Annotated in this window: 13 protein-coding genes; 3 read left to right on the top strand and 10 right to left on the bottom strand. The window is 67.3% G+C overall.

Annotated features, from left to right (window positions below):
- Positions 1–25 precede the first annotated feature (25 nt).
- From argG to ubiE, 4 genes are all read right to left on the bottom strand, one after another.
- On the bottom strand, positions 26–1444 hold the full coding sequence (gene argG, locus GO591_RS01125) for an argininosuccinate synthase (RefSeq protein ID WP_157155123.1): 1419 nt from the start codon (positions 1442–1444) through the stop codon (positions 26–28).
- Positions 1445–1574: 130 nt separating this feature from the next.
- Entirely contained in the window at positions 1575–2933 is a 1359-nt protein-coding gene (locus GO591_RS01120) for an FAD-dependent oxidoreductase (protein WP_157155122.1), read from the bottom strand.
- 43 nt (positions 2934–2976) lie between these two features.
- Positions 2977–4038: a polyprenyl synthetase family protein gene (locus GO591_RS01115; RefSeq protein ID WP_157155121.1), complete on the bottom strand. Its 1062-nt coding sequence runs from the start codon at positions 4036–4038 to the stop codon at positions 2977–2979.
- A gap of 16 nt (positions 4039–4054) precedes the next feature.
- Entirely contained in the window at positions 4055–4816 is a 762-nt protein-coding gene (ubiE, locus tag GO591_RS01110; protein WP_157155120.1) for a bifunctional demethylmenaquinone methyltransferase/2-methoxy-6-polyprenyl-1,4-benzoquinol methylase UbiE, read from the bottom strand.
- Between the two features lie 73 nt (positions 4817–4889).
- Here ubiE and GO591_RS01105 point away from each other — a divergent pair, with 73 nt between their 5' ends.
- Entirely contained in the window at positions 4890–6122 is a 1233-nt protein-coding gene (locus GO591_RS01105) for an isochorismate synthase (protein WP_232466228.1), read from the top strand.
- Positions 6123–6509: 387 nt separating this feature from the next.
- Here the strand turns inward: GO591_RS01105 and GO591_RS01100 are convergent, their stop codons facing one another.
- The 5 genes from GO591_RS01100 to GO591_RS01080 all read right to left on the bottom strand — a co-directional run bounded on the left by GO591_RS01100 (position 6510) and on the right by GO591_RS01080 (position 10704).
- Positions 6510–7334: a polyphosphate kinase 2 family protein gene (locus GO591_RS01100; protein ID WP_157155119.1), complete on the bottom strand. Its 825-nt coding sequence runs from the start codon at positions 7332–7334 to the stop codon at positions 6510–6512.
- Positions 7335–7680: 346 nt separating this feature from the next.
- A complete protein-coding gene (gene menD, locus GO591_RS01095) occupies positions 7681–9393 on the bottom strand; it encodes a 2-succinyl-5-enolpyruvyl-6-hydroxy-3-cyclohexene-1-carboxylic-acid synthase (RefSeq protein WP_157155118.1) in 1713 nt (570 codons plus the stop codon).
- Positions 9371–9706, bottom strand: coding sequence for a PLD nuclease N-terminal domain-containing protein (locus tag GO591_RS01090; RefSeq protein WP_157155117.1), 336 nt, complete (start codon positions 9704–9706; stop codon positions 9371–9373). Before GO591_RS01090 ends, menD begins: the two co-directional genes overlap by 23 nt.
- Positions 9707–9856: 150 nt before the next feature.
- Positions 9857–10342: an SRPBCC family protein gene (locus GO591_RS01085; protein WP_157155116.1), complete on the bottom strand. Its 486-nt coding sequence runs from the start codon at positions 10340–10342 to the stop codon at positions 9857–9859.
- Complete coding sequence (locus tag GO591_RS01080) at positions 10339–10704, bottom strand: ArsR/SmtB family transcription factor (RefSeq protein WP_198295515.1); 366 nt, start codon at positions 10702–10704, stop codon at positions 10339–10341. The genes GO591_RS01085 and GO591_RS01080 overlap by 4 nt, the downstream gene beginning before the upstream one ends.
- A gap of 108 nt (positions 10705–10812) precedes the next feature.
- On the opposite strand from GO591_RS01080, the gene GO591_RS01075 reads away from it, so the two are divergent.
- Positions 10813–11124 (top strand): DUF4229 domain-containing protein, encoded by a 312-nt coding sequence (locus GO591_RS01075; RefSeq protein WP_157155114.1) that lies wholly within the window; start codon positions 10813–10815, stop codon positions 11122–11124.
- On the opposite strand, the gene GO591_RS01070 is transcribed toward GO591_RS01075, so the two are convergent.
- Positions 11086–12045: a 1,4-dihydroxy-2-naphthoate polyprenyltransferase gene (locus GO591_RS01070; protein WP_370455316.1), complete on the bottom strand. Its 960-nt coding sequence runs from the start codon at positions 12043–12045 to the stop codon at positions 11086–11088. The two genes, GO591_RS01075 and GO591_RS01070, sit on opposite strands and share 39 nt — an antisense overlap.
- A 91-nt stretch (positions 12046–12136) precedes the next feature.
- Between GO591_RS01070 and GO591_RS01065 the strand changes: the two genes are divergently transcribed.
- Entirely contained in the window at positions 12137–13849 is a 1713-nt protein-coding gene (locus GO591_RS01065; protein ID WP_157155112.1) for a cation:proton antiporter, read from the top strand.
- Positions 13850–13859: the final 10 nt, after the last annotated feature.

Here is a 13859-nt window from a genome sequence, read left to right as displayed (position 1 = left end):
AAGCTCGATCAGCGACTAGCAGCGACTAGTCGGTGCCGGACTCCATGGCGGCGCGGTCGAGCGCAGCTTCCTCGTCGGTCGGCGTCTCGCCGGCGGAGATCTCCTGAGCCTCGCCCTGCCTCAGGTCGCCCATCAGCTTCGCGGTCTCACCGGCGATGATCCCCTGCGTCACGTACTGCTCGAGCCTCGAACGGGAGTCGGCGATGTCGAGGTTGCGCATGGTGAGCTGGCCGATCCGGTCGCCCGGGTCGAATGCGGCATCCTCGACCCGCTCCATCGAGAGCTTGTCGGGGTGGTAGCTGAGCGCAGGTCCCCGGGTGTCCATGATCGAGTAGTCGTCGCCGCGGCGCAGTCGCAGACTGACCTCACCGCTCACCGCGGAGGCAACCCAGCGCACGATCGACTCGCGCAGCATGAGCGACTGCGGGTCGAGCCAGCGGCCCTCGTACATCAGGCGGCCGAGGCGGCGGCCCTGGGAGTGGTAGTTCGCGACGGTGTCCTCGTTGTGGATCGCGTTCAGCAGCCGCTCGTAGGCGATGTGCAGCAGCGCCATGCCGGGGGCCTCGTAGATGCCGCGGCTCTTGGCCTCGATTATGCGGTTCTCGATCTGGTCGGACATGCCGAGCCCGTGCCGGCCGCCGATCGTGTTCGCGGCCTTGACCAGCGCGACGGCGTCGCCGCCGAAGTCGTCGCCGTTGATGGCGACCGGGCGGCCGGCCTCGAAGCTGATGGTGACGTCTTCGGTGGCGATCTGCACGTCATCGCGCCAGAATGCGACGCCCATGATCGGCTCGACCGTCTCGGCGCCGACGTTCAGGTGCTCGAGGGTCTTCGCCTCGTGCGTCGCCCCCCAGATGTTGGCGTCGGTGCTGTACGCCTTCTCAGCCGAGTCGCGGTACGGGAAGCCATGCGCGACGAGCCACTCGCTCATTTCCTTGCGTCCACCGAGCTGGGTGACGAACTCGCTGTCGAGCCAGGGCTTGTAGATGCGCAGGCGCGGGTTGGCAAGCAGGCCGTAGCGGTAGAACCGCTCGATGTCGTTGCCCTTATAGGTGGAGCCGTCGCCCCAGATGTCGACGCCGTCCTCCTTCATCGCCTGCACGAGCTTGGTGCCGGTGACGGCGCGTCCGAGCGGGGTGGTGTTGAAGTAGGTCTTGCCGGCATTGCGGATGTGGAAGGCGCCACACTGCAGCGCGACCAGGCCCTCCTCGACCAGCGGTGCCTGCACATCGACCAGGCGCGCGATCTCGGCGCCGTACTGCTTCGCGCGGTCGGGCACCGCGTCGATGTCGGGCTCGTCCGGCTGGCCGATGTTGGCGGTGTACGTGCACGGCACGGCACCGTTCTCGCGCATCCACGCGACGGCGACCGAGGTGTCCAGTCCCCCGGAGAAGGCGATTCCGACGCGTTCACCGGCGGGCAGACGTGAGAGCACTTTCGACATGCGTTCAATCCTAGGAGTTCAGGGACATCCGAAATTCCGGATGCCGCGGCCATACGAGCAAGGTCCGGTGAGTTGCCACTTCCAGCGGAAACACCCACAGACGTGGGCAACTCACCTCAAACCGGAATGGTCAGTCGACCAGCGAGCCTCGGGAGATCTGCACCATCTCGTCACGCGGCACGACCTTGATCCGCTCGCGGCCTTCCAGCTCGCCAAGCCCACGCTCGTGCTCGTCGAGCGCGTGCCAGCCATCGAGGTTGGTGTACTCGATGCCGCGGGAGTGCAGCAGTTCGACGATCGCCGACTCCTCCGGGTGAGCGGGTGACCACCAGTTCGCCTGGTCGTTCACCAGGTGCTGGATGGTCTGCATGGCGTCGGACTTGGTGTGCCCGATCAGGCCGACCGGGCCGCGCTTGATCCAGCCGGTGGCGTAGACGCCGTGCACCTGCTGGTTGTCGTCGTCGAGCACCTGGCCCTCGTGGTTCGGGATGACGCCGCGGTGCTCGTCGAACGGGATGCCGTCAAGCGGCGAGCCGAAGTAGCCGACGGCGCGGTAGATCGCCTGGATCGGCAGTTCGCGCACCTCACCGGTGCCGACGATGCCGCCCTGGGCATCCGGCGCGGTGCGTTCGAAACGGAAACCCTCGACCTTGCCGTTGCCGATGACCTCGAGCGGCTTCGCCCAGAAGTGCAGGTGCAGCCGGCGGCTGGCCTGGCCCACTTCCCGCTGTCGCCACTGCTGCAGCACGCGGTCGATGACCATGACCTGCTTGTTGGAGGCGATCGCGGTCTTCGACGCCTCGTCGTAGTCGAAGTCTTCGTCGTAGAGGATCATGTCGACGTCGCGCAGTTCGCCGAGCTCGCGCAGCTCGAGCGGCGTGAACTTGACCTGGGCGGGGCCGCGGCGGCCGAACACGTGCACGTCGGTGACCGGCGAAGCCTTGAGCCCGTCATACACGTTCGCCGGAATCTCAGTGGGCAGCAGGTCATCGGCGTGCTTGGCAAGCATCCGGGCGACGTCGAGGGCGACGTTGCCGTTGCCGATGACGGCGACGCTCGAGGCATCCAGTTGCCACTCCCGGGGGAAGTCCGGGTGTCCGTCGTACCAGTTCACGAACTCGGCGGCGCCATACGAGCCGGGCAGTTCGATGCCGGGGATGCGCAGGTCGGCGTCGCGCACCGCTCCGGTGGCGAAGATCACCGCGTTGTAGTGCTGCTTGAGGTCGTCGAGGGTGATGTCGCGGCCGTAGAGCACGTTGCCGAAGATCCGGATGTCTCCACGGTCGAGCACCTCACGCAGGGCGGTGATGATGCCCTTGATCCGCGGGTGGTCGGGCGCGACGCCGTACCGAACCAGTCCATACGGGGCCGGCAGGTGCTCGAACAGGTCGATCGAGACGTCGAACTGCTTTTCGTACTTCAGCAGGATGTCCGCGGCGTAAATGCCTGCGGGTCCGGCGCCGACAATGGCCAGCCTCAGCTTGGTCACAGTGCTTCCTTCATGGTTGTAACGGGTAATGCGAGCGGATGCCTCAACTGGAGCGCTCGACGATGACCTCTGCGAATCGGGTGAGAGCCTTCTTGACCGGGCCCTCGGGCAGCGGCTCAAGCGCCGCCACTGCCTCGTCAGCCCAGCGGTGTGCCTCGTCGAGGGTCTGCCGGGTGACCGGGTGCTCACGCAACTCGGCGATGACCGCACCAGCGGCTGCGTCGTCACCGTCCCGCACCGCGCTGCTGATGCGGTCGAGGAGTGCCGCGGCCGCGGCATCCGTCTTCGCCTGCTCCGTCAGATACAGCAGAGGCAGCGTCGAGACACCCGCGCGCAGGTCGGTGCCGGCGTCCTTGCCGGTGTTGTCATCCTTGGGAGCCAGGTCGATCACGTCATCGATGAGCTGGAACGCGACGCCGACCTTCTCGCCGTAAGTCTTGACCGGCTCGACGTACTCGCGCGGGGCGTTCGAGTAGAGCACCCCGACGTGGCCGGCGGCGGCGATCAGCGACCCCGTCTTGTCGGCGAGTACCTGCAGGTAGTGCCGGATCGCGTCTTCGTCATTCTGGGGGCCGATGGTCTCGTGCAGCTGTCCGAGGCAGAGCCGCTCGAAGGTGTCGGCCTGCACGTCGATCGCGTTCGAGCCAAGCGAGGCGACCAGCTTGCTGGCGCGGGCGAACAGCAGGTCACCCGTGAGGATGGCCACCGAGTTGCCCCACTTGGTCTGCGCCGAGGGGACTCCCCGGCGCACGGGAGCGTCGTCCATGACGTCGTCGTGGTAGAGCGAGGCGAGGTGGGTGATCTCGATCGCCTTGGCCGCCGTGATGACGTCATCGGTGTTGCCGTCGCCGAGCTGCGCGGTGAGCAGCGTGAGCACCGGGCGCACGCGCTTGCCGCCGGCCTCGAGCAGGTAACGCGCGGTCACATCGGCGAGGTTGTCGGCGAACGACATCTCCGCCAGCAGGCCCGCTTCAACGACGGCGAGCCCCTTCTCGATGGCGTCGGCGAACCGGCGCTCATGACTCGAGGCGAAGAGTTTCTCGCCCAGTCCGAGCGAAGAGCTCAGGGTGTTGCTGCGACGAGCCAGCGGAACGCTCGTGTTCACTCGATTGCCGATCTGCTCAGGTGGCCTGTTCTGTGGGCCGGGTGGGCGGGGTGCGAAGCGCGTTGCGGCGCTTGGCGACTGACTCGCGAATCTTCGCGTCAGTCGGTTTGCGGCCGCGGTGCAGGGCGACAACACCGACGGTGAGGTTGCGATAGGCGACTCGGGTGAATCCTGCTGCGCGGATCCACTGGCTGAGCGTGCCCTGGTCTGGCCAGTTGGCGATCGACTCGGCGAGGTAGCCGTAGGCGGGCGAATTCGAGCTGGTCACGTTCACGACCATCGGCATGATCCACTTCAGGTACGCCGTGTAGCTCGCCCGCACGATCGCCACCGGGGGCTTACTGAACTCGCAGATGATGACGCGGCCGCCGGGCTTCAGTACCCGGTACATCTCGTCCAGGGCGGTTTTCGGATGCTGCACGTTGCGCAGCCCGAAGCTAATCGTCACGGCGTCGAAGGTGTCGTCTGCAAACGGCAGTGCCTCGGCGTTGCCCTCGATGAATTCGATCTCGGGATGCCGCCGCTTGCCTTCGTCGACCATGCCGCGCGAGAAGTCGAGAGCAACGACATCCGCACCCGACTTGGCGATCGCGGCGGCGCTGGTTCCGGTGCCGGCTGCGATGTCGAGAACCCGCTCACCCGGTTTCGGGTCGATCGCCTTGACCGTGGCGATGCGCCACAGTGCGGCGTTGCCGACGGAGAGCACCGCGTTGGTGCGGTCATAGCGGTGGGCGACATCGTCGAACATGTTGGCAACCTCGGAGGGCTCCTTGCTCATGTCCGCTCTACTCACGCGTCCCATGCTACTTGGCTAATCTGGGCGGCGTTTCTGCCCCGGCTACGCTGGACGGGTGAGCGACCCGAGCACCCCAGCACCCGCGTTGACTGTGGTGTCCGAAACGATCACCGACATCACCCCGATGATTCCGCGGGTGGACCCGCAGCATCCGCTCGTCTTCATGCGCCGCCGCCAGGGCGTCGTCGGCATCGGCGAAGCACTGCGACTGGAGTTCAGCGGGCCGGATCGGATGGCGCAGGCCGCCGCCGCGTGGAAGGCCGTCGCCCTGGCCGCCGATGTCACCGACCCGGTGGGGCTGCCCGGCAGCGGGCTGATTGCGCTCGGCGCCTTCAGCTTCAGCGATCACTCAGACGCGCGAAGCGTGCTGATCGTGCCTTCGATGGTGATCGGCCGGCGGGACGGGGTCTGCTGGGTCACCCGGGTCGACAGCGATGCGCCGATTCCCGAGGCGCGTCCGTGGGGCCACGAATACGAGGTGCGGTTCGCGGACGGCGAGCTGTCAGGCGAGGGTTACGCCACCTTGGTGTCCGAGGCGGTCGGCCGCATCGACCGGCACGAGGTGAGCAAGGTCGTGCTCGCCCGCGACCTGATCGGCACGCTTCCGCCGGGCGCGGACCTGCGCCGGGTGCTCGCCGCCCTGGCCCTCGGGTACCCGGATACGCACACTTACGCCGTCGACGGCCTGATCGGCTCCAGCCCGGAGACACTCGTCCGCGTTCAGGACGGCACGGTCAGCGCCCGGGTGCTCGCCGGCAGCACCGCACGCGGCATCGATGAGGCCAGCGATGAGGATGCCGCGGCGGCACTGGCCACGTCCACCAAGGATCTGGATGAGCACCGGTTCGCGGTGCAGAGTGTGCTGCGCTCGCTCGCACCGCACAGCCGGGCGGTGACCAGCGACGAGGTGCCGTACACCCTGAAGCTGCCGAACCTGTGGCACCTGGCCACCGACGTCGAGGGCAAGCTCAGCGGCGGCGCCACCTCACTGGATCTCCTGCAGGCGCTGCATCCGACCGCGGCGGTCGCGGGCACGCCGACCCCGGCGGCACTGTCGGTCATCGAAGAGCTCGAACCGTTCGACCGCGGCCGGTACGCCGGACCGGTGGGCTGGGTGGGCGCTGACGGCGACGGCGAGTGGGCGATCGCGTTGCGCGGCGCGCAGGTGTTCGGTGACGGGACGGTGCGGGCTTACGCCGGCGCGGGCATCGTCGCCGACTCCGACCCCGAGGTCGAACTCGCCGAGACGCGAATGAAGTTCCGGCCGATCGTCGAGGCGTTCGCGTAGGTCCAGACCCGCCTCCATCGGATAGTTCGCTCCTCAGCTCAAACAATGAGTGGCTGAGACGGCCGAAAAGCGTGGCCGTCTCAGCCACTCATAACTCGACACCCCGCGAACCATCCGATTGCGGCTCTGTTGTTCGCGGGGCTACCTGCGTTCCGCAGGAGTTGTTCGCGCGAACTCGGCGTGTTCGGGTTCGCGCGCCGGAGTGTCATCAGAAAGTCCTGCGGAGTGCGTGGGAATCGCGTACCCCCGTCGCCCGGAGCGCCCGAGCGGGCCTGCCGCTGTTCCTAACCAAGGATCTACGGCACAGGCCGGGTGAACTGGCTGTTCTGTGCGGCGTGGTGCAGGACGTCCTCGATTAGCGACGCTCGCGCACGTAGCTGGTTCCCGTTACGACGCCGCGAGCCTCGCCTTCTCTGCTTGTACGTTGAAGGTGGCTTTGGGCCAGTCGAGGTCGAGTTGGCGCAGCGCATCCAGCAGGAGGTTCTGCACAGCCAGGCGCGCGTACCACTTGTGATCCGCGGGAACCACGTACCACGGCGCGGTGTCGGTCGAGGTGCGCTCGAGCGCGGTCTGGTACGCCTGCTGGTAGTCGTCCCACAACAGCCGCTCGTCGACGTCGCCCGGGTTGTACTTCCAGTGCTTGTCCGGATTGTCCAGCCGCTGCTTCAGGCGTTTCTTCTGCTGGTCGGCGCTGATGTGCAGCATGACCTTCACGATCCTGGTCTCGGATGCCGCAACCTTCGACTCGAACGCGTTGATCAGGTCGTAGCGCTGCTCGATCTCGTGAAGCGGGGTTAGCTGTCGCACGCGATGGATCAGCACGTCCTCGTAGTGCGAGCGGTCGAAGACGCCGATCATGCCCGGCCCCGGAAGTTGCCGCTTGATCCGCCAGAGGAAGTCGTGCTTCTTCTCCTCGTCGCTCGGCGCCTTGAACGCGTAGTGGTCGATGCCTTGCGGGTCGACCGCCCCAACGACGTGCCGCATGATGCCGCCCTTGCCGGCGGTGTCCATGCCCTGCAGCACCAGCAGCACCCGGCGAGTGCCACCGCTGCGGCTCTCGGCAAAGAGCATCTCCTGCAACTGGGCGAGTTCGGCGGTGCCATCCTTCAGCTCCTGCTCACCAGCCGCCTTGTCACCGTCGAAGCCCGGAGTCGATCCGGGATCAATGTCCGCGAGCGAGAAACCTGGCTCGACTTTGAGCGCACCATTCATGTGCCGATGCTACTGACCGTCGAGTCGCACGTGGCAATGACTGCAACCGCCGAGGAGACTGCAGGGCAATCATCGACTCGCCAGCAAATGCCCATGGCAGGCCAGCACATGGGCCGTTTTTGGCGAGTCGCTAAGCAAGCAGGCCCCCGAGCAATCGAGTCCCGAGCAATCAAGTCCCCGACCTCAGGCATCCTCGATCGACTCGCCAAAGATGCCCATCCCACGCATGAACATGGGCATCTTTTGGCGAGTCGAGGTCGACGGTTGCGCAGTCTCGCGGGGTCTCGGCAAGCTCGACCAGCGGGAACGGCTCGACCAGGGAAGCGGCTCGACCACCGGGACGGGGTCAGCGGGGCAGCGGGACCTCGATGATGAGTTGCGCATCCGGCGCGGTGAGGGCCTGGTCGAGTTCTCCGCGATGCTCGACCCGGCGATACGCCCAGCCGTACGCGGCGGCGAGCGCAGCGAGATCGACGGTCTGCGGGGTGAACATCACGCGGTCCATGGCCGAGGCGGGCGTGGATGCCGCAACTTCCAGCCCGTCGAAGATGGTGCCGCCGCCGTCGTTGCCGACGATGACCTGCAGTCGCGGCCGAGGCTCCCCGGTGCCGAACAACAGGCCGCCGACATCGTGCAGCAGGGTAAGGTCCCCGAGCAGCACTCGGGTCGTGCCGGGCTGGCCCCCGTCCTGCGCTGCCAACGCGATCCCGACCGCTGTCGAGATGGTGCCGTCGATGCCGGCAAGACCGCGGTTCGCGTGCACCCGCAGCTTCTTGCCTGGCACGACCTTGTCGGCGTCCCGGATGATCCGGGATGCGCCGAGCACCAGCCGGTCGTGCGGCCAGGTCGCCCGCCAGACGGCCTCGGCCAGCAGCCGCCGGGTGACGGGTTCGCGCACGGCGGCGAGTTCGGCGCGGGCGAACGCCGCCCGATCGAGTCGGTCGTACGAGCGTGAGGCTGCGACATCCGGAGCCGGCGTCGAATCGGCAATCACCGCCCGGCTGGTGTGCACCCAGCTGCCGACCCACGCGCGGGTGTCGGCGGGGAGGTCGCCGTCGATGGTGACCGCGTCGACGAACTGCTGCACCCGGTGCCCCGGGTTGTAGTCGTCGGCTCCCGGCGAGCGGACCACGATCGTCTGCACATCGTCACGCTGGATGAGCGCGGGAACCTCGCGGGTGAGCGTCGGATGCCCGAACACGATGACTCGTTCGACGCGGCCGCCGAACTCGGGGTCGCGGAGCAGCTCGCGGTAGGAGACGACGAGGTTCGGGCCGAAGTGGGCTCCGCTGGCGATTTCGGCGATCAGGGGCGCGCCGAGCAGCCGAGCGGTTTCTTCGGCCTGCTCCCCCGCGGACTGGCCGGCCACGACGATCGTGTGCGGCGCGGGGTGGAGGACGGTCGCCGGGTCGACTGGCCCGGACGGGTTGGTTTCGAGACGCGTCCTCGCTGCGCTCGGGCGCTCCGGGGCCAACGAAGAGAGGTCGACTGCGGACGACAGCGGCTCACGGAAGGCCAGGTTCACGTGCACCGGGCCTGCGGAGGTGCCGGGCCCGGATGCCGCGGCAATCACCTCCCGTGCGAGGGAAGCTGCAGCATCCGCCTCGCCTGCCGCCCCGGTCGGCGCGGGCACGTCCCAGTCGCGGCGCACCGCGCGGCCGAAGATGCCGTCCTGCCGGGTGGTCTGGTTGCTGCCGATGCCGCGCAGTTCCTCCGGCCGGTCGGCGGTGAGCACGATCAGCGGGACACCGGCGTGGTGTGCCTCGAGCACGGCCGGGTGCAGGTTCGCGACCGCGGTGCCCGAGGTCGTGATGACGACGACTGGCGTCTGAGTCTCGACGGCCAGGCCTACCCCGACGAAGCCGGCGACCCGCTCGTCGATGCGTACCCGCAGCCGGATAAGGCCGGCTTCTTCGAACGCGGCGGCGGTGAGGGCGAGGGCCTGCGACCGGGATCCGGGACTCAGGACGACATCGCGCACGCCGAGGCGCACCATTTCCGTGAAAAGGGCCACCGCGTACACGGTGGCCGGCGCCTCACTCCTTGTTGGGAGTGTCATCGTCGAGATCGGCGAGTTCCTGTTCGAGCTTGCGGATGCGCTCCTCGGCTTCCTGGTCACGGGTCAGACCGTACAGGAACTCCGGGTCGTCATCGGGGGCGAGCTTCCGTGCTGGTCCGCTCGGTCCGCGACGGGACTTGCCGAGGGTCAGCCACAGCACGCCGCCGACGATGGGGAGCACAATGATCAGCACCGCCCAGAGCGGCTTGTTCAACGCTCGCACGCGCTGCTTCTCGGTCATAATCAGGTCGATGAGCGCGTAGATCGTGAACGCCACAACCACAACGGCGAGAACGATCAGGAAACGCACCATGGCCTGATTGTACGGCGTTTGCATCGCGCCGAGCCGGGAGCAGGCTGAGTGCCGAAACGCTTTCCTCAATCGTTATCAGCGCGGCCGGAAGCGCTCGGGCGCAACGCGGGCGGGACGGATGCCGCGGGCTGCGGCATCCGTCCGTCGCTGTCAGCGGGTGGCGACCCGGGCGAGCAGTTCGTCGAGCTGCTCGTAGCCGTCACTCATGCCCTCCTCCATGCCGCTGGAGACCATGCCGTCGCGAGCTTCCTGCGAGGGGTACACCGAGTGGCCACGCAGCCGGGTGCGGCCGTTGCCGAGATCCTCGAATGTCATCGACTCGATGCTGACGACATCCGGGAAACCTTCGAATTCGAAGGTCTGGATCGCGAACTCGTTCTCCCGCACGGTGTGGTAAACCCCGTTGAAGACGTACTCCTGGCCGTCGGGGTCGCGGTGGATGTAGCGGTATCCGCCGCCCGTGCGGAAGTCGAAGTGGTCGATCACCATCTCGTAGCCGCGGGGTCCGAGCCACTGCTTGAGCAGCTCAGGATCCTTGTGTGCATTGAAGACCGCCGCGACCGGGGCGTCGAATTCACGCTCGAAGTCGATGTACGGAACACCTTCGGGCGCGGTGACTGTCAGTGGGTTGGTCATTTCTCTTCCTTTTCGTCTGGGCCGACGACATCGTCGGCCGCCTGTTCGAGCAAGGTGTCGAGAGTCCGATATTGCTGCTCGTGGCTCAATCGGTACCGGTCGATCCACGCGGTGAGTGCCTCAAGCCGGGCGGCGTCGAGGTGCACGGGCCGGCGCTGCGCGTCCCGGGTGCGGGTCACGAGGTGCGCCTGCTCGAGCACCTGGATGTGCTTCGAGACCGCCTGCTTGCTGATCTGGAACGGCTCGGCCAGTTCGTTCACGGTGGCAGGGCCGCGGCTGAGCCGCGCGATGATCCGTCGCCTGACCGGGTCAGCCAGCGCCATGAAGGCTCGATCGAGCCGGTCGTCAGCGCCAGGATCCATGATCATTTGCAACCACTTTGTTTATCAACCATTTCATTGAATACGCTAGAGCGGTCGTCGAAAGCTGTCAAGGGCTTTACGCGGAATTGGGTGCTTACACTTGATCAGATGTCTACGCGCGCCCAGTGGATCCTGTACTCGATCGTCCGCCTTGCCCTGTTCGGTGGGGTGTTCGCGATCCTGATGCTGCTGCGCGTCGACCTCTGGATCGCCGGCATGGCGGCCGCGATCATCGCGCTCTGCATCTCGTACATCTTCCTCAAGCAGCCGCAGTCGACGCCGAAGCCCGAGAAGCCGGACACGGATGCCGTGGCCGAAGACGCCGCGCTCGGCGACGCCCCGGGAGCGACTCCGGAGGCCCCGGGGGCGCCGCGGGCCCCGCTAGAAGGCGATCGCGGCAGCCAGCGCCAGCCCGAATAGCAACGCGTTCAGGCTCGTCAGCTTGAGCGCGAGGATGAGTTCCTGCGCGCTCTTCGCGGTGATCACGATCAGCATCGTCGGCACCGCGAGCAGCAGTGTGAAGTAGACGTACGGCGCCCAGGCGTAGAACACCGCGAAGAACACCAGAATGCCGTAGGGCAACGCGAGGAACACCGCGAACAGGATCCGGGATGCCCGGTCGCCGACCAACACGGCAAGGCTGCGCTTGCCGGCGAGAGCATCCTGCTCCCGGTCCCGCAGGTTGTTCACGAGCATCACCGCGGCGGCGAAGAACCCGGCGGCGGCGCCCGCAAGCCAGGACTCGATGTTCACGCCGTCGATCTGCACGTAGGTGGTTCCGGCGGTGGCGACGATGCCGAAGAAGAGGAACGCGACCAGTTCACCCAGCCCGACGTAGCCGTACGGCCGCTTGCCGCCGGTGTAGAACCAGGCGGCGACCAGCGCGACCGCACCCACGGCGAACAGCCACCAGTGTTGGCTGAGCACGATGACCACAGCCCCCGCCAGGGCGCCGAGGCCGAAGAAGACGAGCGCGACGCTGAGGACCGCACGGGGCTTCGCCGCCCCTGATCCGGTCAGCCGCGACGGACCGACCCGGTACTTGTCGGTGCCTCGCACGCCATCCGAGTAGTCGTTGGCGTAATTGACGCCGATCTGCAGGAAGAGTGCGACGGCCAGGCACAGCAGCGAGAGCACGAGGTCGAAGCCGTCGGGTTCGACGGATGCCGCGGCGGCACCCAGCGCAACCGGGGTGATCGACAGCGGGAGGGTACGCAGCCGCGCGCCCGCGATCCAGTCGCTCGCGGTCGCCTTGCGGGGCGGCGCGGCGGGAGAACCACGGCCCTTCATGGACCGCTGAACCTTGGCCGGGTCGATGCGCTGCTGTCTTGGATGTGCCACGCCCTTGATTCTAGGAACTCTCGCGCTCTCGCCCGTCATCCGGGCGTTCCGGCGTGAAACAATTTGCTCGGGCGGAGTTCTGGAGGGCGCCATGGAGATCGCACTGGTGATCGTCCTCGGGGTGCTGCTCATCATCGGCTTCTCGCTCTTTGCAAAACGACTCGGCGTCGCCGCTCCGGTCGTGCTCGTGGTTGTCGGCGTGGTCATCTCCTACCTGCCCGGGGTACCGGAGATCGAACTGCCGCACGACATCATCCTGCTCGGCGTGCTGCCGCCAATCCTTTATGCGGCCGCGATCACGGTGCCGGTGATCGACTTCCGCCGCAATGTCGGCACAATCGCCAGCCTGTCCGTTCTGCTCGTGATCGCCTCCGCGTTCGGGTCGGGGTTTGTGCTGTTCATGCTGCTGCCGGATCTCGACCTCGCGGCCGCGGTTGCGCTGGGCGCCGTGATCAGCCCGCCGGATGCGGTCGCAGCAACCGCCATCGGCAAGCGCCTCGGCTTGCCGCCCCGCCTGGTAACGGTGCTCGAAGGCGAAGGGCTGCTCAACGACGCCACCGCGCTCGTGCTGCTGCGGTCGGCGATCGCTGTCGCGGCAGGTGGCGTGTCGACGGCGCTGGCCGGTGTCGCCGACTTTGCCTATGCCGTCGCGATCTCCGTGGCCATCGGCCTGGTGGTGGGCGCAGCCGCGGTCTGGGCCCGCTCCCGGATCAACGATGCCCTGGTGGACAACGCCATCTCGCTTCTCGTCCCCTTCCTCGCCTTCATCCCCGCCGAGGAGTTGCGCGCATCAGGAGTGGTCGCGGTGGTCGTCGCGGGCCTGTATGTCGGACACAATGCGCCGCGCTACGTCAGCGCGCAATCCCGCATCGCGGAGCGGGTCAACTGGCGCAGCGTGCAATTCATCCTCGAGCACGGCGTCTTCCTGCTGATGGGCGTGCAGATCCGGGCTCTGATCGACGACATCGATCCAGCTGAACTCTCGGCCAGCCAGGCCGTCGGCATCGGCCTGCTGGCAACGCTCACCCTGATCGTGATCCGGTTCCTGTGGGTGAATCCGATGGTGTTCATCCTGCATCGCCGGGCGCAGCGCAGCGAGCAGCGACTGCTGCAGATGCGGCTCGGGCTCGCCGAGTTGAGACGCACCCCGCCTACGGATGAGCGGGGACGCCGCCGCCGGGCTCGGGCCGAGCGACTGTACAACCGCTTGCGCGCCGACCTCGAGCACGTCCGCCGTGACGGGCTGGACTGGCGCGGCGGCCTTGTGCTGTCCTGGTCGGGCATGCGGGGCGTGGTCACCCTGGCTGCGGCTCAGTCGTTGCCCGAGGAGACCCCGTACCGCGCCCAGCTGATCCTGATCGCCTTCACCGTCGCCCTGGTCACCCTGGTCGTCCAGGGCGGAACCCTGCCCTGGCTCATCCGCATGCTGCGGATTCAGGGTGCCGACCGCAACTGGGAGAATCGCAAACTCGCCGAGTTGCTTGCCGAACTCAGCACCGAGGGACTGCAGGTGCTCGACCACCCGGAGCGGGCGATCGGCGATGACGTGCAGTTCGACCCGAAGGTCATCGAGCGGGTGCGGCGCGACAGCACCTTGCGGGTGGATGCCGCGTGGGAACGAGTACGGAGGGAGCCGAACAGTTCCACGCCGCACCGGCAGTACCGGCAGCTGCGGCGGGCAGTGGTCCTCGCCGAGTACGAGGCACTGTTGCGCGCACGGCGTGACGGCATTTACCCGTCGCGCGTTCTGTCGCGGGCGCAGGCGATGCTCGAGCTCGAGGAGACCCGGCTCGATTCGCACTGAAGCCGACAGG

Source organism: Diaminobutyricimonas sp. LJ205 (genome assembly GCF_009755725.1).
Lineage (GTDB): Bacteria > Actinomycetota > Actinomycetes > Actinomycetales > Microbacteriaceae > Ruicaihuangia.
The sequence above is the reverse complement of the archived record's forward strand: the minus strand, read 5'-3'. Positions and strand labels throughout refer to the sequence as shown.